The 19,335-nt window shown below is 47.3% G+C and carries 18 protein-coding genes; 4 read left to right on the top strand and 14 right to left on the bottom strand.

Going from position 1 to position 19,335, the window contains the following annotated elements; translation table 11 throughout:
* Positions 1-83: 83 nt before the first annotated feature.
* The 5 genes from RT717_RS20740 to RT717_RS20720 all read right to left on the bottom strand — a co-directional run bounded on the left by RT717_RS20740 (position 84) and on the right by RT717_RS20720 (position 4,619).
* On the bottom strand, positions 84-530 hold the full coding sequence (locus RT717_RS20740; RefSeq protein WP_317488266.1) for a hypothetical protein: 447 nt from the start codon (positions 528-530) through the stop codon (positions 84-86).
* A gap of 53 nt (positions 531-583) precedes the next feature.
* On the bottom strand, positions 584-901 hold the full coding sequence (locus RT717_RS20735) for a type II toxin-antitoxin system RelE/ParE family toxin (RefSeq protein WP_317488265.1): 318 nt from the start codon (positions 899-901) through the stop codon (positions 584-586).
* Positions 902-1,132 carry a hypothetical protein gene (locus RT717_RS20730; protein WP_317488264.1) on the bottom strand — a complete coding sequence of 77 codons (231 nt, stop codon included), beginning with the start codon at positions 1,130-1,132 and terminating at the stop codon, positions 902-904.
* A gap of 52 nt (positions 1,133-1,184) precedes the next feature.
* Complete coding sequence (locus RT717_RS20725; RefSeq protein ID WP_317488263.1) at positions 1,185-3,896, bottom strand: formylglycine-generating enzyme family protein; 2,712 nt, start codon at positions 3,894-3,896, stop codon at positions 1,185-1,187.
* A gap of 291 nt (positions 3,897-4,187) precedes the next feature.
* Entirely contained in the window at positions 4,188-4,619 is a 432-nt protein-coding gene (locus RT717_RS20720; protein WP_317488262.1) for a hypothetical protein, read from the bottom strand.
* Positions 4,620-4,841: 222 nt separating this feature from the next.
* Between RT717_RS20720 and RT717_RS20715 the strand changes: the two genes are divergently transcribed.
* Positions 4,842-5,399 (top strand): transposase, encoded by a 558-nt coding sequence (locus RT717_RS20715; protein ID WP_317488261.1) that lies wholly within the window; start codon positions 4,842-4,844, stop codon positions 5,397-5,399.
* A gap of 213 nt (positions 5,400-5,612) precedes the next feature.
* Here RT717_RS20715 and RT717_RS20710 read toward each other — a convergent pair whose 3' ends face one another.
* From RT717_RS20710 to RT717_RS20695, 4 genes are all read right to left on the bottom strand, one after another.
* Positions 5,613-6,068 (bottom strand): RES family NAD+ phosphorylase, encoded by a 456-nt coding sequence (locus RT717_RS20710; protein WP_317488260.1) that lies wholly within the window; start codon positions 6,066-6,068, stop codon positions 5,613-5,615.
* The gene (locus RT717_RS20705) at positions 6,068-6,562 is read right to left on the bottom strand and encodes an antitoxin Xre/MbcA/ParS toxin-binding domain-containing protein (RefSeq protein WP_317488259.1); all 495 of its coding nucleotides are present in this window, start codon (positions 6,560-6,562) and stop codon (positions 6,068-6,070) included. The genes RT717_RS20710 and RT717_RS20705 overlap by 1 nt, the downstream gene beginning before the upstream one ends.
* A 106-nt stretch (positions 6,563-6,668) precedes the next feature.
* Entirely contained in the window at positions 6,669-7,139 is a 471-nt protein-coding gene (locus tag RT717_RS20700; RefSeq protein ID WP_317488258.1) for a YehS family protein, read from the bottom strand.
* 54 nt (positions 7,140-7,193) lie between these two features.
* A complete protein-coding gene (locus RT717_RS20695) occupies positions 7,194-7,607 on the bottom strand; it encodes a DUF6157 family protein (RefSeq protein ID WP_317488257.1) in 414 nt (137 codons plus the stop codon).
* A 210-nt stretch (positions 7,608-7,817) separates the two neighbouring features.
* Between RT717_RS20695 and tnpA the strand changes: the two genes are divergently transcribed.
* The 3 genes from tnpA to RT717_RS20680 all read left to right on the top strand — a co-directional run bounded on the left by tnpA (position 7,818) and on the right by RT717_RS20680 (position 11,149).
* Positions 7,818-8,261 carry an IS200/IS605 family transposase gene (tnpA, locus tag RT717_RS20690; RefSeq protein WP_317488256.1) on the top strand — a complete coding sequence of 148 codons (444 nt, stop codon included), beginning with the start codon at positions 7,818-7,820 and terminating at the stop codon, positions 8,259-8,261.
* Between the two features lie 96 nt (positions 8,262-8,357).
* Positions 8,358-9,743, top strand: coding sequence for a sulfatase (locus RT717_RS20685; RefSeq protein ID WP_317488255.1), 1,386 nt, complete (start codon positions 8,358-8,360; stop codon positions 9,741-9,743).
* A 122-nt stretch (positions 9,744-9,865) separates the two neighbouring features.
* Entirely contained in the window at positions 9,866-11,149 is a 1,284-nt protein-coding gene (locus RT717_RS20680; protein ID WP_317488254.1) for a hypothetical protein, read from the top strand.
* A gap of 82 nt (positions 11,150-11,231) precedes the next feature.
* On the opposite strand, the gene RT717_RS20675 is transcribed toward RT717_RS20680, so the two are convergent.
* The 5 genes from RT717_RS20675 to RT717_RS20655 form a co-directional block, all read right to left on the bottom strand.
* A complete protein-coding gene (locus tag RT717_RS20675; RefSeq protein ID WP_317488253.1) occupies positions 11,232-12,509 on the bottom strand; it encodes a M24 family metallopeptidase in 1,278 nt (425 codons plus the stop codon).
* 164 nt (positions 12,510-12,673) lie between these two features.
* Positions 12,674-13,414 (bottom strand): 3-keto-disaccharide hydrolase, encoded by a 741-nt coding sequence (locus tag RT717_RS20670; protein ID WP_317488252.1) that lies wholly within the window; start codon positions 13,412-13,414, stop codon positions 12,674-12,676.
* A gap of 123 nt (positions 13,415-13,537) precedes the next feature.
* Entirely contained in the window at positions 13,538-14,305 is a 768-nt protein-coding gene (locus tag RT717_RS20665; protein ID WP_317488251.1) for a 3-keto-disaccharide hydrolase, read from the bottom strand.
* Positions 14,306-14,467: 162 nt separating this feature from the next.
* Entirely contained in the window at positions 14,468-16,468 is a 2,001-nt protein-coding gene (locus RT717_RS20660) for a cation:proton antiporter (RefSeq protein ID WP_317488250.1), read from the bottom strand.
* Between the two features lie 147 nt (positions 16,469-16,615).
* A complete protein-coding gene (locus tag RT717_RS20655; RefSeq protein ID WP_317488249.1) occupies positions 16,616-19,330 on the bottom strand; it encodes an amylo-alpha-1,6-glucosidase in 2,715 nt (904 codons plus the stop codon).
* Positions 19,331-19,335: the final 5 nt, after the last annotated feature.

Raw genomic sequence — 19,335 nt, 5'->3', positions numbered from 1 at the left:
ATTTGAGGTTAAAAATTTCTGATGGCGAATTAGAGAGTCAGTCCGAACGACTCTCCATCTGAAATTTACCCTTGAGTGGGATGCTAGGTGACATGCAGATAAACGAAAATGAACATCACAATGATAGCGGCAATGGTAGCTGAGCCAACATTTGCTGCGATGGCTCTTCCATGAAAATGGAAGGTCTCAAGCGACTCCTTACTATTGATTTTAATAATAACGAATAGAGAAGAGGCAAGAAAAGCCATTGGGACAATCTGAAGACCAAACCTAAGGACGATTATAAAAGACATTGAAAAAATGGCAAGAAAAACAAGGGTAAAGTAGTAAATAAGAGCAAGGCAAAAACCCAGTTTAGATTTCCAGAAAAATCCAACGCTTCCAACTATTGCCAGCGAGATTAGTAGTAGTCCAATATCTTGATAAAGACCCGTTACAAATTCTGACCTATTAAAATGAGGGAAAAATGTCCAAGCTAATATTAATGTAATGAAAAACACCTGAACTATAGGGCCGATAAGTTTTTTCATTGATGCTTCTTAATAAAGTGTTTTTTTGGCTGGGTGTTAAATGAAGCAACCCTTTATTGAGCCCTTTTTATTTTTTCAGGATTCTGTCTGCAATCAAAGACATCAGCAACTTGTATCTCTCCTATCTCCGGAAATGGTGAGTAAATGATTTTATAGCTCCTGACCACTAAATATCGGTATTCATTAGAACGGTGGGTGAGTAAGGGCTCAATCTGTCCAATAAAGGGAGTATGTTTTAAGTTTATGGACGCCTGGATCAACTCTCTCACCAGCTTTTTAGCAATTTTTGGACTTGCTTTTTCCGAGTAGTAGTTGTAAATATCTATCAGTCGGTTTTCGGCAGAGTGTGACCAAATTACTTTGAAGGTCACTTAGAATTTTTTCAGAAGTGCTTCTGCTGATGTAAACCTACCATTGGCAAAGTCGGCCTCGGAAGCATCAATTCGTGCGTTGAGCTGCTTTTGCGTTAGCGGCTTAAAGTCATTTTCTAATGACTTCAACTGAAGATCTTTGATTAGTTTTTCCACGCTATCGATGATCTGCTCGTCTTCAAGGCGAAGCATGGTTTGAACCAGTTGAATTTTTCTTTGTTCGATACTCATGTTTCAAAAATAAACGATAACAGATTTGAAAACAATACGATGCTATTATCAACTACTCACCCCTCTCCTCCACCACACACCTAAACCCCACAGTCGCACTTCTCTCAAAGCCCGGTGACACCCGCAGCAGCATTTGCCGCCAGGGCAGCGGCTGAGGGCCGCCTTTTACGTACCACCAGCTGGAGGTGGGGTTGAAATAGCTGCCGCCTTTCAGGATCACAAATTCGCTGGTGCCATTGAAGTAGACATCGTTGGTCAGTTGCCACACATTGCCCACCAGGTCTTCAATACCCAGCAGGTTTTTTCCTTCGGGGAATTGCCCAACAGCATAAGGTTTTCCATCACCACGATTGGTTTTCGTGCTGTCCATTTCGGCACCCCAGGGCCAAGTACGGCTGCCGTCACCCGCCTGTGCGGCATATTGCCATTCCAGCTCCGTAGGTAGCCGGTAGCCTTTCCATTCTGCATAGGCCCGGGCATCTTCAATATCGACGTAGACTACCGGAAAGTCTTCCTCTCCCTTTTTTGGCTTGCCGCCCGGCCAGTGTTTGAGAAAATTTGTGTCGTCGTTGGGTCGGTAGCAGGTGGCAGCCAGGAAGTCGTAGTACTGCGCATTAGTCACCGGGTAGCGATCCATCCAGAAACCGGGCATCAGCGTGTCCTTCTCGACTTGTTTGGGATAGGGGATAAATTCTCCCTCTCTGGCGTCCACTCTGTAGTGATAGTTGCCGCCGGGCACCCGCACCGAGGTAGGGTCGATGTTGTTGCCCGCTGTGCTGGTGATACTGGAAATCAGCCAGGGATCCGAAGCTTTTAGTTCGAATACCACTTCATCATTTAGCTCTCCTTCAGTCAAGTACTGGATGACCACGCTGCCTTCCTGCCAGCCAAACGTCTTTCTAAGGGACAAACTATGCTTTCCGCCTTCCAACTCATAGGGCTTTTTGTCGTAGCTGGGGCCATTGATCGACAAGGTGATCTTTCCCGGCGGACTTTCTATTATCACTTCATCACCCCGGCGGCTGACCTGCAATACATTGGGAAATACCGCCACTACGCTTACGGTTCCTTCGTTGTTGGTGTCCAAATCTCCCGGAGCAAAACCATCGATGGAAACAAGCGCTTTTCCACTGTCCACGCTCACCGGTTGGTGCGTCCACAAATTGACGGCGTGATGGGTGTCGGGAAGTTTCAGGTCAAACAGAGGCCCCGTGTAGCCTTCAGGGTTGGCGTTGTAAATGGTGTAAATGGTTTTGGTGTCGCTTTTCCACTCGTTCACATATACGCTGTCCCGGAGTGTCGGTATAAGTGGTGTGTAGGCGCTGTAATTGAAAGCATCGCTGTTGCTGCGGAGCACCATCAGTATCCTGCCCAGGTGTTTGTACTGCTCGTCTACCCATTCTGGACGGCCGGGTTGGAACTGGTTGATTTCTACGCCGTGGCCATTAAACAGGCTTAGGTTGTATTCCCGCAAAATGGGCTCATAGGCCAGCTCTGCCACCCGGAAAATGGCGAAGTCGGGCTTGATGAATTTGTTGAGATTGAGCAGGGGTGGGTACTCCAGCGCATTGTGCACCCTGCCGGAAATAATGCCAGGCATGTCTTTAGGAATGGCCATGCCTTCGCTGTACATGATCACTCCTTCTTTCGCTGCATCTCCTGCCCCCTGTATCTCGGCACTGCTACTGCCCCGGGTGTCGAGCACCACGCCGTCGGTGTCAGTGGCTTTAAGCATGTCGGTCATACCGGCCATTTGCTCGGCGAAGGTAGTGGCTGTAGTGCTTTCATCCCAGGGGTTGTAACACAGAAAGATTTTCGTCCCGGCTTTGTGCGCATCGGTGGTGATGCGTTTCAACTCTTTCAAGCCTCCCGGGAGGTTGCGAAACATGTCCCATTGGTTGCGTTGGTCAAGCCCCAGAGCTGGCCAGGTAGGCCAGAAGCCGATGACATCCCAGCCGCCGAGCAGAGGCTTTGCCTTTTCGATGGTTTTGGGCAGATAGTAAATGCCATATCGTGGGTTGTAAAAGTCCTTATCCCAGGCCATCATCAGGTTGATGGCATAGGCCTTTCTGATCCAGGCCAGATCCGGGCGGTCGAAGAGGCTGTTGTCGAATTGCTCCAGGTCAAACAGGAAATGCTTTTGGAACATTAGCCTGAGTCCTTCCTGCCAGTCACCGGCAAAGGGCTCATACCAAAGCTCGTAGGTGACCTCTCCGCCTGGATACAGAATAGTTTCGAAGCGTTTGCGCTGTGCCTTCTCCCAGCTTTTGCGGCGGGCTAAACCAGCTACGGCATTTCCATCTGGCAGCGGCAAAATACCAAACCCCAATTCCCAGGCATTGTCGGGCAGGATGACGCCGATGGGGCCAAAGCCAGGCCGGTAAATGACACTGCGTGACAGCCGGTGTTCGCCCAGACCGGTGATGTAGACATGGTCGGGATTTTCACCAAAAGGCACCACATTTTCGATGGTGAGGGTATCTGTAGTCGAGGTGTTTTTGAGGGTGAAAGTAATTTTGTATGGCAGAGCGCTTTTGGCTGCCGGATGGGTGTAAACAGTTTCAAATCTTTTGTCGGCGCCTTCTTGCGCAGGGCTGCTGATTACCTCACCATTGACCCGGAAAGAGATAAAGGGATATTGCGCCTGGTACTTGGTGCCGGACGACAAAGACACCCTTTGAATACCATTATTGTTGTATTCAAACAGCTGGCCTTTGGCAGAAAAAGTAGCCAGCGACAAAAAAAGGATGAGCAGTTTTCGCATGCACTAATATCGTGAAGATTTGGGAAAATTGAGAAGCTGTTTACCGATGTGGATTTCGAAACAAACATTGAGGCTTATTTCAATCGTGGATCAAAGTATTCGTCTGTATCCTTGGTTCGTGTTTCACAAACTAGGCACCTTATTTGCAATCGTATTTTTCCTTTTCTCCCAATACTATTACGCCATTTTTTTGAATGTAACCGTTGGTTTCGAAGTGGGTGCAAACCGTGTCAAATTCATCAATCGCACCTTTTTCATATACCACTCTCGACTTGAAGAAAGAATGGATTTTTAATTTGCATCGATGACTGCATATTCTTCGCACTCCAAGATCTCTCCGGCATATATTACACTGTTCTCTTCAGTAAGTGGCTCACAGGAAATACGTTTGCCCTGTTTATCAAAGGTCACCAAATTGGGTTTGCTTATTGCTGAAATGGTAATGAAGATAAACGAGTAGAAGCTCGAAGTGTCGGGAAGTGCTCCAATGACAAAGCTAGCAGTTCCTCTGAAATCCGCACATAGAGTTGAGTCTTTGCCCCAACATTGAATTCTGTAAGTGCCGTTTGTTGAGGCATTAAAAAGTGCCTTATACGGGAGTGACACAAAACCAACTTCGTTGATCAAATCATGGAGTAGATTTTTTTTTGAGTCGTCTTGTCTGCTCGCTCTTGTAATTTCCTCGGTGTCTTTTATCGAGCTGCTGCTTGCTAGGAGTACCATTACAGAAAACAAGGTGAGGAATCTTGGCAGTCTATTTAATTGTAGCATATCCCGAGTGTTCAGTCTAGGTTTAGCGATATAGTTAATCTGGCCGGTCAAATTGTTATTTTGCTTCGGCCTTGGTTCGTGTCTCACGAACCAACCGACAACGCAACATAAAAATATCTATTACACATGTAAATTGAATGGGGTTTCGTAATTTATTGCTAGCAATGAATCACTATGAGTGACATTTTTATAGACAGGCGTAAATCATACATGGATATCGGTGAAATATTCTTTTTCACTGCGACCATCAACAGTTGGATGTACCTTTTGGCCGCCGACAATTATAAGCAGGTGGTGGTCGATAGTTTAGAAAACCTCAAAAGCCGTAGCCTGGCTGATATATTTGCCTTTGTGATTATGCCTAATCACATCCACGTGATTTGGAGAACTTTGTCGTTAAATGGGAAGGAAACAGTACAGGGCTCATTTTTGAAATATACGGCCCATTGTTTTAGAAGAATGCTGATGAACGACGACCCGGCGGAGCTTAGAAAGTACTCAGTGGTTGCCAAAAACAAACAATTCGAATTTTGGCAAAGAGATTCCCTTGCTATTCATCTATACTCAAAAGAAGTGGCGTTGCAAAAGCTCGACTACCTTCATCGCAATCCACTTGCAGAACATTGGCAGCTAGCTAAGGAGCCAAGTGATTACTATTGGTCCTCTGCTTCGTTTTATGATCAGGGTGTCAGCCCATTTGGTTTTTTGAGTGATTTGAGAAATGAGTTTTAGTGGTAATGAATTGGTTCGTGGGACACGAACCAAGGAGATGGAGTTTTGAATGGCTATGGCCTATTATCGTGAAGATTTGGGAAAATTGAGAAGCAGTTTACCGATGTGGATTTCGAAACAAACATTGAGGCTTACTTCTACGGCTATGGTGGGACACGAACCAAGGAAATTAGGCTGTTATCCAATGCGGTTTTCAAAACAAATGGTGAAATTCTATTTCAATCGTGGATCAAAGTATTCGTCTGTTTCATCCAATTTGGACACATACCTCCCGAACTCCGGATGTTCGGGAAATAATAGGATATTTTTCTCCCTGGGTGATTGGATCGATGGAACAACCACCCCAACATACAGTCGGCTATCCATTATATCTTTCACTATCTCCGCTAGTTGTTTTGGGTAGGGGTAATCGTGCCAGTTTTGAGGCAGGTCGTTAATGGCTATTTCTGCCAGTGGAGTGTCATCGTCTATTTCAAGCGTCAGTACGTACCTGTTCTGAGGTATTCTCGACCCGCTGTTAGCCAGTGTCTCCAATTTAGCAAGGGCGATGTTTTCTGAGGTATCCACCACCCACATATCTTTAGTGCTCCAGCGTCCGTTTGCAAAACGAGAACCAAGAGGAGGGTAAGTAGACTGGTATTTCTTCTTTTCTATTCTAAAAACCAGCATTAGCCATACACTCCATACTCTACCCGGTCAATAGCTTCCAAAACAGCTGTTCTACCACTCTCGGTCATCAAAAGGTCAATCGGACGCTGGTCCCCCAGGTTGACAATCTTTGATTGAAGCCACTCTTCAAACGGCTCCAGCCCTTCAAAGGCTTCCATTCCTCTCTGGTAAATCTTGAACAAGCTTGAAAGTCGATCCACCGTGCCCATGTCAAGTTCCGGCTCATCTTTGGCCCTGTAGAAAGTAGTTTTGCTCATGTCAAGCAGCTCTGCCACTCTGGCCACGGGCAGGTTTGTTAAACCGGGAACCTCGCCAAGAAATGAGCCTTGCAACTGCAACCTTCCTATACCTCCATAGCTCAGAAGTTGCTCAATTCCGACTTTTACATCGTTGCGGCTGGCTCGCCATTTGTTCAGCTGAACATGCTGATATTTTCGCTGAACGGCACCATACCGGGTGACGTTTTTTAAATCCGACCGCTCTTTTTGTTTCATTTGGTACTTTCAACTTCCTATTTGAAACTCAATTTAAGAACAATCATTCATTATCAAAGGTTCGGGTGTACAATTTTGTGGTTAGATAGCTGCTTATTCAGCCCTCTCACTCCTCTTCCTTCGACCTATACTTAATCTGCATACCACTCAAAAAATACCGCAGGTATTGGTCATTACAAGGCCGGTATTGGCTCTGCTTGGGGTTGCGGAAGAAGGCGCTCAGCTCGTGGGGGCCGATGCTTTTGCCCTTCAGTTTAAAAATAGCCTGGATATCTTCTGAGCTTAGGTTGAAGGCTATCTTGAGCTTTCTGAGGATGATATTGTTATTGAGTTGCTGCTCTGGCGCCGGTTGTTCGCCCTCTCTTGTGCCTCGTTTTTCGTTGATGAGCCCGTTGAGGAAGATGGCCAGTTTTATGTCCGGCATTTCCTGATAAGTTTCCTCATCTTCTCTTTTCATGTAGTCGCTCACTTCAGCCCGTGTTACATGATGACCAGCCTGTGCGAATAGATTGATCATTTGCGAGTCGTCGGCATCAAGGAGGTAGCGCAATCGGCGTAGGATGTCGTTGTTGGTCATATCGAGTACAAATCTAAAAGAAAACCATTGTCAATAGGATCGTCGCTGGAAAACTCAGCTCCTCTTTGACCGCATAGCCTTCACTTTTTTGACAGAGTCGTCAGCCATAAACTTTTTGTATTCCTCCGTTTCGGCACCATAGATGGCAATTTTCCCTTCAGCATTGGCGTGAACGCCCCAACCGTACTGTTTGGTAAGCGGCGAGGCCCGAAAGCAGGCTTGCCCTTTGGAGAAGTAGTGCTCACGCTGCTCTTCGATTTCATTCTTTTCAAACTCCTTTCTGAGCGCAAAAACACCAAATATGACGTCGTCAGAAGTGTATTTGTAGGGATTGCCATACACCATATCGAAGTGCAGACTGGCCACTGTTTTTTTGTCGGGTTTTACTGGGGGCATTTCACCCCGCTCATTCGGGCTGTCATCAGCGATTTCTATGAATGTATTGACATAATTCGTAGTGTGCTTCATTATTCCCTCCGGTGATTTGATCTTTTGAATTTAAATGTAGGGAGCGGGAGTGTCAACCCTATGTCATCGGGTTTAAAAAAAATTGACATGGCTCGATCTGATTAGGCACGTTTTGCATTCGTTCTTGAGGATTTTTATATTGGAAATGTAGGGGCCCTGCCATAGCCCCGGGTTTAAACCCGGGGCTATGGCAGGGCCAACGAATCAGCCATGCCTCATTCATATCATCGTATTTGGATTCACGCTATTTGGGCTACCAAAGAACGGCAGCCCTTGATTCATCAGTCGGTTGAACGGAAGATATATGATTTTATGACGGGCCAATTTACAGAAATGGGTTGCGCTGTGAGAATCATCAACGGAATGGAGGATCATGTTCATTGTTTGTTTTTGTTAAATGCTCAGACCAGTATTGCAGAGGTCATAAAGCAAGTGAAGGGGAGTTCCTCCCATTGGATCAATGAACAACAATTAATTAAGGACAGATTTTCGTGGCAAACTGGTTATGCGGTGTATTCAGTGAGTGAATCCGTTATGGAAACAGTTTTTCAATATATAAAGAATCAAAAGAGACATCATAAGACGAGATCATTTCAAGTGGAACTTGACGGCCTGAACCAATTACATAAGTTAGGTGGAGTGCCCCTATCATAGCCCATGGTTTAAACCATGGGCTATGATAGGGGCTCGAGCTGTCGAAGATGTCGAGCCAGTATTCCTGAAAATGGAATAAGATCGATATATTTAGACATGACCTACAGACTCAAACTTTTTGGCGTTTTATGCTTGGGTGTTTCTTCCATCTTCTCTTGCACTCCGAAAGAGAAGGTGCACAAACCCACCAACGTTCTCTTCATCATTGTCGACGATCTGCGCCCTGAGCTTGGCTGCTACGGCCACCCCGTTGTTCAGTCGCCCAATATAGACCGGATAGCAGGAGAGGGCGTTTTGTTCAAAAATGCCTTTTGCAATATTCCGGTTTGCGGAGCGTCGAGGGCCAGTTTTCTCACAGGGCTGAGGCCGATGCAAAACCGCTTTCTCACCTACATGACCTACGCTCAGGACGATGCGCCCGGAGCGATCTCGTTGCCTCAGTATTTCAAAGACAACGGCTACACCACCGTGTCCAATGGCAAGGTGTTTCACAATGAAGACGACCACGCCGCCGCCTGGGACATCAACTGGAGGCCTTCTGACTTGCTGGATTACCACACAGCCGAAAACAGCGGCACCGATATGGCCAACAGAGGAAGGCCTTACGAACGGGGCAATGTGCCTGATAGCGTTTATAATGATGCTAAGATTGCGGCTAAGAGCATTATCGATCTAAAGGCACTGGCGGCGGCCGGTAAGCCCTTCTTCATGGCTGTTGGTTTCCTAAAGCCACACCTGCCGTTCAACGCTCCCGAAAAGTATTGGCAGCTATATGATGGCAAAGTGACCCTGCCAGATAATAATTATGTGCCGGCGGGTGCCCCAGCACGCTCCGTTCACAACTCAGGTGAATTGAGAAACTATGCTGACGTGCCCAAAGAGGGCCCCGTGAGCGACTCATTGGCTCTGACACTGATACAAGGATATTATGCCAGTGTGAGCTATGTCGACGCCCAGATAGGAAAGGTACTCGATGAATTAAAGGAGTTAGGTCTCGATAAAAACACGCATATTGTGCTCATTGGTGACCATGGCTACAACCTGCTGGAACATACCATGTGGTGCAAGCATTGCAACTACCGTAACTCCCTGCGGTCAACTATGATCTGGAAATCGCCAAAGGCAAAGGCTGGAAGCATCTCCAATGCCATCGTTGAGTACGTCGACATTTTCCCCACCCTGGCTGACCTCGCAGGGCTGCCAAAACCAGCACAGTTACAAGGTGAGAGCCTGATGGTCGAGTTGGTGTCTCCATCAACGGCGCCCGCTGGCTTTGCCATTTCCCGATGGACGAACGGCTACACCATCACCACGCCGGACTATGCTTACACCGAGTGGGTGAACGACAGCCTGCAATGGCAGGACGAAATGCTATATGATCACCGAAGCGATCTGGAGGAAAATGAAAACATTGCCGCTGGGAACCAAACGGTGGTGGACAGCCTGAGTAAACTATTAAGAAAGAATTGGAGATTGGAGTAAGCGAGGTTGACTGAGCAGGGTGGTGAGCTTCTTTTGAAGATGTGATCTTACCGCTCCTAAAGTATTCAAAACATCGGTGTGGCTATAGGCGTTGTGTTATTAAACAACCCTAAACATTATTAATGTATTTTAAGACAGTATTACTGATTGCCTCGATTTGCCTTACCAATTACCTGCCATCAATTTCTCAAACTCCAAAAACAGAAAAAATTAAGTTGTTTTTGGATTGTAGCTCCACCAGATGTGATCGTACCTACATCCGAACGGAAATCAACCTGGTCGACTTTGTGAATAACAGAACCCAGGCGGACGTCCATCTGCTGCTAACAGACCAGCGTGCCGGAAACGGCGGTAGAACCTATCAACTCATTTTCTTTGGACAGAATGATTTTTCCGGTAAAAGGGATACGCTTTCTTTTTCAATGCCACCGTCGGCCACTGACGTGGAATATCGGGAAAAGCTACTGAACTTGATCAAGATAGGGCTGGTGCCCTACGTTGCGCAAACGGCCTGGATCAATGAAATGATGGTTGCCATGAAAGCTGATGGGATGGATGCTGACGAATACGAGGCATCCAGAGCTGAAGATAAATGGGACTATTGGGTTTTTCGTGTGGGAGGAAGGGGTAACCTTAGTGAGGATCAAAACTACAAGGAGACTGAATTGAATAGTTATATTTCGGTCAATCGGACGGTGCCGGAAAATCGGACCGAGCTAAGAGTAGGATATGGCAGGGAACGATCAGATTTTGAATATGTGAATGATGATGGGACGCTGGAATCCTATTCTGTAAGAAATTCCAACTGGTACCTCAATCACCTGTTTGTCAATAGCTTTGGTGATCATTGGTCCTACGGTTACTATTTGTTTGTTAGAAATAGTACATTTTCCAATTACCAGCATAGCATAAGAGCAAGGCCAGCTATTGAGTATAATTTTTTCCCCTATTCGGAGGTAAATACGAAGTATTTTGCTCTTTCGTATATGGCTGACGTTAGAAACAACAGCTATTATGAGGAAACCATCTATGACAAAAATAACGAATGGCTTTACGGCCACAGAGCGCAGGCGGTCGTCAGCTTTAAGCAGAGATGGGGTAACCTGAGTTCAACAGCCTCCTATTTCAATTACTTCCACGATTGGAGTCAAAATAGTATTCAAATTGATTTAAACGCCGATGTGAGAGTAAAAGGCAACTTGAGTTTCTTTGTCAACTTCTATGGAAGTTTATCAAGGAACCAGGTGTTCATTGCCAAAGGAGAATCGAGCGTTGAAGACGTGCTCGCCCGCCGTAAACAACTGGCGTCAGGATATGAGTACGGCACATGGTTTGGCATTAACTACCGTTTTGGATCTATCAACAATAGCTTCATCAACCCCCGGTTTTCAGACGAAGTAGATTAATTGACTAGACCAGCAGGTCTGGGTACAAATATTTCAGGGTGCCCTGGCAAATTATCGGCAGTTAAAAGTCCTTATCTTGAAACTAAACCCCAAACGGCTCTTCAATACTAATACTTTGCGGAGTGAACAACTGGCCTCCGTCTTCGGTCACATAGAAGCAGTCTTCCAGGCGCACGCCAATCTCTCCGTAAATGTAGATGCCGGGCTCGTCGCTAAAGCACATGCCGGGTTGTAGTTTCAATTCGTTCCCTTTCACCAAATAAGGCCATTCGTGTCCATCCATGCCGATGCCGTGGCCCAGGCGGTGGAAGAAGTTTTTGTAGCCTGGCCCGAAGCCGGCATCCTCAATTACTTTGCGGCCAACATCGTCAATGGAACCACAAGTAGCGCCAGGCTTCACAGCTGCCATAGCGGCTGTTTGTGATTCTTTTACTTTGTTCCAGATGTCAGTTTGACGTTGTGTGGGCTTGCCGAAGATCGTGGTTCTGGTAATGTCCGACGAGTAGTCGTGCAGGTTGCAGCCCCCGTCCATTAATACGATGTCGCCTTCTTTCATGCTTTGAGCCGTTTGGCTGCCATGCGGGTAGGCCGCCCACTCCCCAAACATCACGCTGGCGCCACCGGTCACTCCCAGCTTTTTGAATGCCGCAGAGATGTTTCCGCTGAACTCGTATTGCGACATGCCATCTTTCATGACAGCAATCGCAGCTCTGTAAGCTTCAATGGTGATTTCATTGGCTCTTTTCATCAACGCCAACTCAGTCGGAGATTTAATCATGCGGCAGCCAGCTGCTACCGGGAAGGCGTCTACGAACTGAATCTGCGGCAGCTCTTTTCTTAATCCGTCGAAAAGGAAAAACCGCACAGATTCTTCAACACCAATTTTGCCGGTACTAATGCCATTGTCTTTGAGAATGCTGCCTACAAGTTTGTAAGGGCTTTCGTGCTCCTGCCATACCCTCAGGTCGTTGCCAAACAGAATTCTTTCTTTCAGTCTCTCCTCTTCAAACGCTGGACACACATAGGCCAGCTCTCCCTTGGCAGGGATAATGGCTGCCATCATCCGTTCGCTACGTCCCCACTTAATGCCTGTGAAGTACACCATCGTAGAGCCTGACTCCAGGTATAGAGCGTCGATTTTATTCTCCACCATCAGCCGCTGCGCTTTTTCTATGCGCTGCTTCCTTTCCTCATTGCTGATCGGCTTCATGTCGTCCACCATCGACTTCAGGTGGTCGAATGGGCCTGCTTCTGCTACTGTTTCTTTGGGTTTGTCTTCAGTTGCGCAGGCAGTGAGGCCAACGGCAGCTACGGCACCAGTTGCTTTAATCGATTGGTCGAAGAATTTCCTTCTGTTCATGGTTGGGTAGGTTTATGAAGGCTTAAGATACTCCGAAAAGAGATTCGAGTTGGGAAAATTTATACAAGGGGCTCAGCAAAGGTTTGCGATCCAATAGAAAGGGCCGACATTTCAGAGAAAGCCAGCCCTTTCGTACTCATAACTCATTACTTTCACACTGCCGACTACATCTCCCTGATCCAAATATTCCTGAAGCTCACAGGGTTGCCATGATCCTGCAGCATGATCGGGCCTTTGCCATGGGCTTTGTAGGTTGGCGACCCGATATAGGCCGTGTTTCCCCAGATGCGGGTATGGTTTTGAGTGACCACGCCGTTGTGCAGCACCGTTACAGTTGCTTCGTGCACTACTTCCCCTTTGTCGTTGAAAACAGGAGCAGTGTAGATGATGTCATATGTCTGCCACTCGCCTGGTGCCCTTGTGGCGTTTACGAGCGGAGGCGATTGCTTGTAAATACTGCTTGCCTGACCATTTGAATAGGTGCGGCTTTCGTAGCTATCGAGCACCTGCACTTCGTAAATGCCCTGCATAAACACACCACTGTTGCCCCGGCCCTGTCCTTCGCCTTTTATTTCGGAGGGAGCACGCCACTCAATGTGAAGCTGATAGTTGTCAAATTTCTGTTTAGTTTGGATTACTCCTTTGCCGGCCGCTACGGTCACAGCACCGTCGGCTACCGTCCACTCTGCCGGGCCGCCTTTTCCAGATTCCCATTTGTCGAGGTTTTTCCCATCAAAAAGCACGATGGCATCTGACGGCGGAGCACCGTACTGTTTGCCGGGAGTTATTTTCTTCACGGCGGGCTCCCAAACTTCTGTTGTTTTTGGGTCTTCACCCTCTTTCACCTGTGCGCAAGCCCCAAAGGCTACCAGAAAGGCTAAAGCGCTGAATAATATGTTTTTCATAGTTAAAATATTTTTTGTGTTGATCAAAAATTGCGCTGTGTGGCGTCTTTCAAAATTCAGTGGTGCCGCCAACTAGTGCTGTGGGCACCACTTCAACCTTCCGCCTCCGGTCTTCTGTGCTTTTTACAACTCTCTTATCCAAATGTTTCTGAAACTGATCGGCTTGCTTGGGTCGCCATGGGCCTGAAGTTTGATAGGCGAAGCACCATGCTTTTTGTAAGAAGGCTGTCCGATGTAAACAGTACCACCTTTTAGCTCAAAATTATTTTGCACTAACACGCCGTTATGAAAAGCAGTCACTCTTGCAGGGCTTTTCAAAGAACCATCACTATTAAAGCGGGGAGCCGTCCATACAATGTCATAAATCTGCCATTCCCCGGGCTTCTTACACGCATTGGCAAGCGGCACGCCTTGTTTGTAAATGCTTCCTGTTTGGCCGTTTACGTAAGTAGCATTATTGTAGCAGTCAAGAATTTGGATTTCGTAGCCATCGTCGCCGGGGCCGGTGCTGGCCAGGAAAAGACCACTATTGCCTCTGGCTTGTCCGGTTTCGGTGATGCCCACCGGCTCGTACCACTCAAGGTGCAGTTGGTAGTCAGTGAAGGTTCTTTTCGTCTGAATATTGCCCTGGCTTTTGTCTACGGTAATTACGCCGCCCAGGCTTGTCCAGCCTGCAGGCTTTGAAGGATCATTGGTGCTTACCCATTCGCTCAGGTCACTGCCATTGTAAAGTACAATAGCGTCCGACGGCGCATCGGATGGAGTATCACCAGGAGTGACCACCGGTGGCACTGGCTCATAAAATTCTGTGAGCTTTGGATCACCTTTTTGTTGGGCGTAAGCCGACATGGCAACAAAGGCAGCAAGGGCGCTGAAAAGTATCTTTTTCATGTGTCTAGCTTTTAAAATCGATGTTTAAGTAGTTTTTTGGGAATATAAGGAATTCTGAAATAAACCGTTAGCTGAAAGTGATGAAGGTGGGCATCAAATACCTTGCTAAACAGGTTTTCAAAGGGTTAGCCAGAGTTGATTTTAGCAATAACTTTTTTGGGATTACTGTGCCGGATAAACGATAATAATATTGGTTAATGAAAACTGCGTGGTGATCATCTCCGGCAGTGAATCAAATTCTTTCTCGTAAGAGATTGAGCCTTCTCTGGCACCTATCAAAACGACCATGTCTTGTGGAGTAATTAGCTGAAAAAAAGACTGCGTATCGAGGCGACCTTCGGGGACATTCCAGTGCATCAAAACCTTCATTTTATTTTTTTGGAGCAGTGATTCAATGGAGGCTTTGCAGGCATGGCTGCCTGATATAAGCAAACTCGCTTCGGTATGCTTCGTCATACGAATGATCTTTAGCATGATGTCCTCAAACCCTTTTTCAAGCTCAGCATTTTCCGGTATAAAAAGCTTTAGCCGCTTATAAGCATTGAGCGGTGTTACAAGTCGGCACACAAAGAGCGTCTGACCGGTTTGTTTCAGCAGGCGGTCAAGCGTGGTTCCAAATATTTTGTCCGCTGTTTTTTGCTTCGAATGCCAGCCAATTACAATGTCGGTTATGCCGAGTTCCCTGGAGGCCCTGCTGATGGCACTTGATGCGTTGACGTCGATTCTGGTGACCAAATTCACCAGGCTGTTGCTGGCCGATGCATGTTTCGCTGCCCTGTCAAGTATTTTTCGGCTGTTTTCCAGGTTGGTGTGGGCCTCCTCATTATCACGCACAACTGCAAAGGGCACTACCGGCTCTATCGAAGTCGGAGTTTTGATCATCATGGCAAAATCGATCAGGTATTCAATGGTAGCGGGATTCGAAATTGGCACTAGTATTCGCTCCGTCAATGGCGCTGCGGATGTAGCACCAGGCAAATTTTTGATGGCAATTTTTTTTCCTGCTCTGGCGGTAACCAATGATGCCAAAAGGCAGGTGATAAAAATGAGGAGGATGGTTGCGTCCAATACATTTTCGCCAACGATACCAAGGCGGAACCCAACTAAAATCACAGCAATAGTGGCTGCGGCGTGGGAGCTGCTTAGCCCAAAAACCAGGTTTCGTTGGTCTTTTTGCAGGCCGAGTATTTTTTGTGTAAACAAAGAGGCTATCCACTTGCCGAGTAGTGCCACCAATGTCAGCGTGACAGCGAGGGTAACAGTCTCCATGCTCGAGGTAATGGCGGGTATATTGATCAGCAGGCCTACGCTGATCAGGAAAAAGGGAATAAAGAGTGCATTTCCCATAAAATCAATCCGGCTCATTAAAGGTGAGGCTTTGGGAATCAGCCGATTGAGGGAAAGGCCAGCCAGAAAGGCACCTATGATGGGCTCCACTCCAGACAACTCAAAGAGCAAAGCGGCAACAAAAACCAGAGCCAGTACAAAAATATAGTGAGAGACTTTCTCTCCTTCTATTCTCCGAAGAAACCACCTGGCCAATGCAGGAAAACCCGCCAAAACAACAAGGGATGACGCACCAAAGGATCCCACGAACTTTACCCAGGTAATGAGGTCTGATTCACCATTGGAAGTGGCTGAGATCACGGCCAGCAAAACAAGCACCATAACGTCGGTAATGATGGTGCCTCCGATGGCAATGATCACCGCTTCATTTTTAGTGATGCCCAATTTCTGCACGATCGGGTAGGAGATCAGCGTATGAGTGGAGAACATACTAGCGATGAGCAAAGAGCCAAGAAAATTGTATTCCAGGAGGTAGTAGCAAACCGGGAAACCAATGGCCAACGGAATGGTGAACGTGAGAAGGCCAAATGTGAGGCTCTTCATCCTGCTTTGTCTGAATTGGTTCATGTCCATCTCCAGCCCAGCCACGAACATTAAATACAGAAGGCCGACTGTGCCAAAAAGCCGAAAGGCCGCATTGTTCTCAAGCACATCGAGCCCATAAGGTCCAAATATCACTCCGGCAAGTATCATCCCGATGATTCCGGGCATGCGGAGCTTTTCCATGACCATCGGTGCAAGGAGAATAATCAGCAGCACAATGGTAAAGACCAGCACTGGATTGTAGCCTGAGGGCAATAACTCCGCTATGATCATGGGATCGTGTAAATTACTACTAGTTAGAAGTAATTAACGAGACTTAGAATAGCACGGCACCGATTTAATGGCTTTTTAATATGGAGTGCTCTTCACTGATCGTTCCTATCAAGCTTGGGTCGAGATGTTCGGGGTTGGGCTTACTCTTCATTTGTGCACATCCCACATCATCCTATTCACAATACCCGCCCAAATATAGGTGCGATGATAGCCGGCCCAGGGCTCATCGGGGCTATAAAATTCCCAAAGATTGTGATTCTCTTTCAACTGGTAAATCATACTGGTTGAAACCCGGTTCACCAGTTCTTTTGCTTCAGCATCGTATCCATAGTTTTGCAATCCCCGCTGAATCAGATAGTCCCATTCTACCCACACTGGGCCATTCCAATAGCCTTTGTCATTGTAAAAAGGGTCATCTGCCGCAAGGCTGGGCACGCCATATGGACGCCAGAATTTATCGGGATTGGTTAGGTGGTCCAGCAGCTTGTCGGCTTGTTCTTTTGAGGCTATACCGGCCCACATTGGCAAAAAGCCGATAATTTCCATGCGCTTCAGGTCGTCTGTTTTCTCAAAAGTAAAGTCGTTGTCTGCTTTGTCGGCATTATAGTAAAAGCCAGTCGTTTCATCCCAGAAAGTAGCATTGATGAGCCTGGTTCTCTGTTCATGGTCAGCTTTCCATCGGGCAGCCTCGTCCGTTTTTCCCAAAGCAGCTGCCATTTGCTCCAGCGACTTCGCTTCCATCACTAGCATGGAATTGAGATCCACTGCCTCAAAGTTCGCCGGCCAGCCCACTTCGTCCCATACGGCCACATCGGCATCCCTCACCGATTCCAATATGGCATGCCCGCCCCATTCGCAAAGCCCGTCGCCGTCTTTGTCCCGGTTGGAAACATAGAACTCGTAAAACCTTTTGCTCGATTCATACATTTCAGCCAAAAAATCTTTGTCTTGCGTGATTTTGTATACCTCCCAGTTGATCCAGGCATACCAGGGGGCCGATGAGGTGAGTTCACCCTCGTGCTCAATGATTTCATCCAGATAGCCACCCGTCCGGTAGTTGATATAACCGTTCTCATACTGCCTCTCTTTAAACACCCTTTGAGAGTTCATAGCCAGCTCCGGATCCTGTAGTGCCAGCGCCAGCATCGTCAGGCTTTCGTGAAACACCTGCCCGCCATGGCCCCAGCCCCACACGGGCTCCCGGCTGAAGACGTAGTACGGGTAGCTGCTCTTGCCTTCTGCGGGGTAAAACACCTGTTGCATCATGTTCCAGCCCGACAGGTATAGCAACTGTTGGTCGGCTGAAAGGCCGGACAACTCCGGCATACTTTCCAGGTAGGCCAGCCTGCCTCCCATGTCCAGGGTGAAGTCTTTATCCAGAAGCTTTTCCGCCTCTTTCCAGTCCGTTTTTTTCTTCAAAGGAGCCACCGACCTTGCTACCCGAATGCTGGTCGATTCGCCGGGAGCTAGTGTGATACTTTTGCTGTACGCCGCTATTTTGAAGTATTTCAGGCTGTCATCTTTCCAGTCATTGGCCACAACTGCCTGTTTGAGCGAATGGCCAGACAGGGTATTCCGTTCCCGGGTGTGCATCCCAATTTCCCCACCTGTGCCAGCGCCCACCGCCACGAAGCAATAGATATCATCGGTAGGCAGTTGCACCATCAGGTTGGTGGTGGATAGCGGCCTGGTAAATTGCGTGTAGTAGCTATCGTTTTCTTTTTTCCTGTAAATGATAACCTGACTGCCATCCGATGGTTTGCTCCAGCTAAGGGCCGCTCTGTTTTTTTCCTGCATGATCACTTCAAATCTTTGTGGAGCAGCTGGTAATTTGATGTCAGAAGGTCGCAGGCTACCTGAAAACTGGGTGCGTGCCGGCGGGATGGAGTCGGTTCGCTGCGCAACGATGCCCAATGTTTCATCGACAGCGGTAAGTGTGTATTGCGCAGCCCTGCCAGCGCCCGGTAGTTGACTTAGCTCCATGCGGAAATAGCCGTCTGAATTCAATGCGCCCTGCAGGCTCTCAAAGACAGGGCTGCTTTCCGTCAAAAGATGTTTTGTGTCGTTGTCGACATAGGCCTGGAGCCTCACTTCAGGAAGTTGCGTCATTACCCGTTGGCCACCCTCGTTGTAAAGTCTGCCGTTTACTTCTGTCACCGGCATTTTCCCCGGTAATACTTTCCAGGGTAAATAGCTGGCTTCCTCTGAAAAAGAGCTGAAAGCACCAGCCTGATCGGGCTCCACCGACATTTTGAAAAAGTTCTGCAGCGAATCTGTGAATGGTACTTTATGTCCAACTGTCCAGGTGTCTGGGAATTCCTCGTGGTTAAAGCGTAGTACTCCGTCCCCGAGCCAATAGCCGTTGAAAAGCCTGCTATTTCCCTGAATAAAAGGGATGTAGTCAAAGGAAACGGTAGAATCGGTATTGTTGATAAATGTGCTTTCCAGTACTGCAGACACAGAGCTGTACACTAAAAACTTACTCTTTACTTCAATGCCACCAATAGGCGAAAATGAAAAGTTCACTTCATCAGGAAACGACGAATGGATGACTGGTTTTTGTACGTAGTCACCCGTTTTATAAATCCAACTGTCCTTTGTTGCGAAAGAAAACCCAATTTCTCCACCTGTGTCTGAAGTAAAAACAGGGAATGTTTCGTCATCATTAAAAACGAACTCATAGCCCTCATCGAGGATAAAGGCGGAGCGCTCTCTGGCGGCAGCGTAGGTGGTATAGATTGGTGAGGAGGCATCTGCATTAATTCCGGGTATGTTTTCGCTGACAGGCTTTGGGGTTTCGCAGCTATGGAGGAAACAGACAGAAAATATAAGAAATGGAACTAATGAATCTCTTTTTAGCATTTTGG

This window comes from Imperialibacter roseus (assembly GCF_032999765.1).
In the GTDB taxonomy this organism is placed as follows: domain Bacteria; phylum Bacteroidota; class Bacteroidia; order Cytophagales; family Cyclobacteriaceae; genus Imperialibacter; species Imperialibacter roseus.
This window is presented reverse-complemented; position numbering and strand designations above follow the sequence as displayed.

Excerpts from the sequence above, each read along its gene's own strand:
- RT717_RS20725 (WP_317488263.1), bottom strand. The coding sequence starts at position 3,896 with ATGCGAAAACTGCTCATCCTTTTTTTGTCGCTGGCTACTTTTTCTGCC.
- RT717_RS20670 (WP_317488252.1), bottom strand. The coding sequence starts at position 13,414 with ATGAAAAACATATTATTCAGCGCTTTAGCCTTTCTGGTAGCCTTTGGG.
- RT717_RS20695 (WP_317488257.1), bottom strand. The coding sequence starts at position 7,607 with ATGAAGCACACTACGAATTATGTCAATACATTCATAGAAATCGCTGAT.
- RT717_RS20685 (WP_317488255.1), top strand. The coding sequence starts at position 8,358 with ATGACCTACAGACTCAAACTTTTTGGCGTTTTATGCTTGGGTGTTTCT.
- RT717_RS20700 (WP_317488258.1), bottom strand. The coding sequence starts at position 7,139 with ATGACCAACAACGACATCCTACGCCGATTGCGCTACCTCCTTGATGCC.
- RT717_RS20660 (WP_317488250.1), bottom strand. The coding sequence starts at position 16,468 with ATGATCATAGCGGAGTTATTGCCCTCAGGCTACAATCCAGTGCTGGTC.
- RT717_RS20680 (WP_317488254.1), top strand. The coding sequence starts at position 9,866 with ATGTATTTTAAGACAGTATTACTGATTGCCTCGATTTGCCTTACCAAT.
- RT717_RS20705 (WP_317488259.1), bottom strand. The coding sequence starts at position 6,562 with ATGAAACAAAAAGAGCGGTCGGATTTAAAAAACGTCACCCGGTATGGT.
- RT717_RS20710 (WP_317488260.1), bottom strand. The coding sequence starts at position 6,068 with ATGCTGGTTTTTAGAATAGAAAAGAAGAAATACCAGTCTACTTACCCT.
- RT717_RS20675 (WP_317488253.1), bottom strand. The coding sequence starts at position 12,509 with ATGAACAGAAGGAAATTCTTCGACCAATCGATTAAAGCAACTGGTGCC.
- RT717_RS20665 (WP_317488251.1), bottom strand. The coding sequence starts at position 14,305 with ATGAAAAAGATACTTTTCAGCGCCCTTGCTGCCTTTGTTGCCATGTCG.
- RT717_RS20740 (WP_317488266.1), bottom strand. The coding sequence starts at position 530 with ATGAAAAAACTTATCGGCCCTATAGTTCAGGTGTTTTTCATTACATTA.
- tnpA (WP_317488256.1), top strand. The coding sequence starts at position 7,818 with ATGCCTCATTCATATCATCGTATTTGGATTCACGCTATTTGGGCTACC.
- RT717_RS20715 (WP_317488261.1), top strand. The coding sequence starts at position 4,842 with ATGAGTGACATTTTTATAGACAGGCGTAAATCATACATGGATATCGGT.
- RT717_RS20730 (WP_317488264.1), bottom strand. The coding sequence starts at position 1,132 with ATGAGTATCGAACAAAGAAAAATTCAACTGGTTCAAACCATGCTTCGC.
- RT717_RS20720 (WP_317488262.1), bottom strand. The coding sequence starts at position 4,619 with ATGGTACTCCTAGCAAGCAGCAGCTCGATAAAAGACACCGAGGAAATT.
- RT717_RS20655 (WP_317488249.1), bottom strand. The coding sequence starts at position 19,330 with ATGCTAAAAAGAGATTCATTAGTTCCATTTCTTATATTTTCTGTCTGT.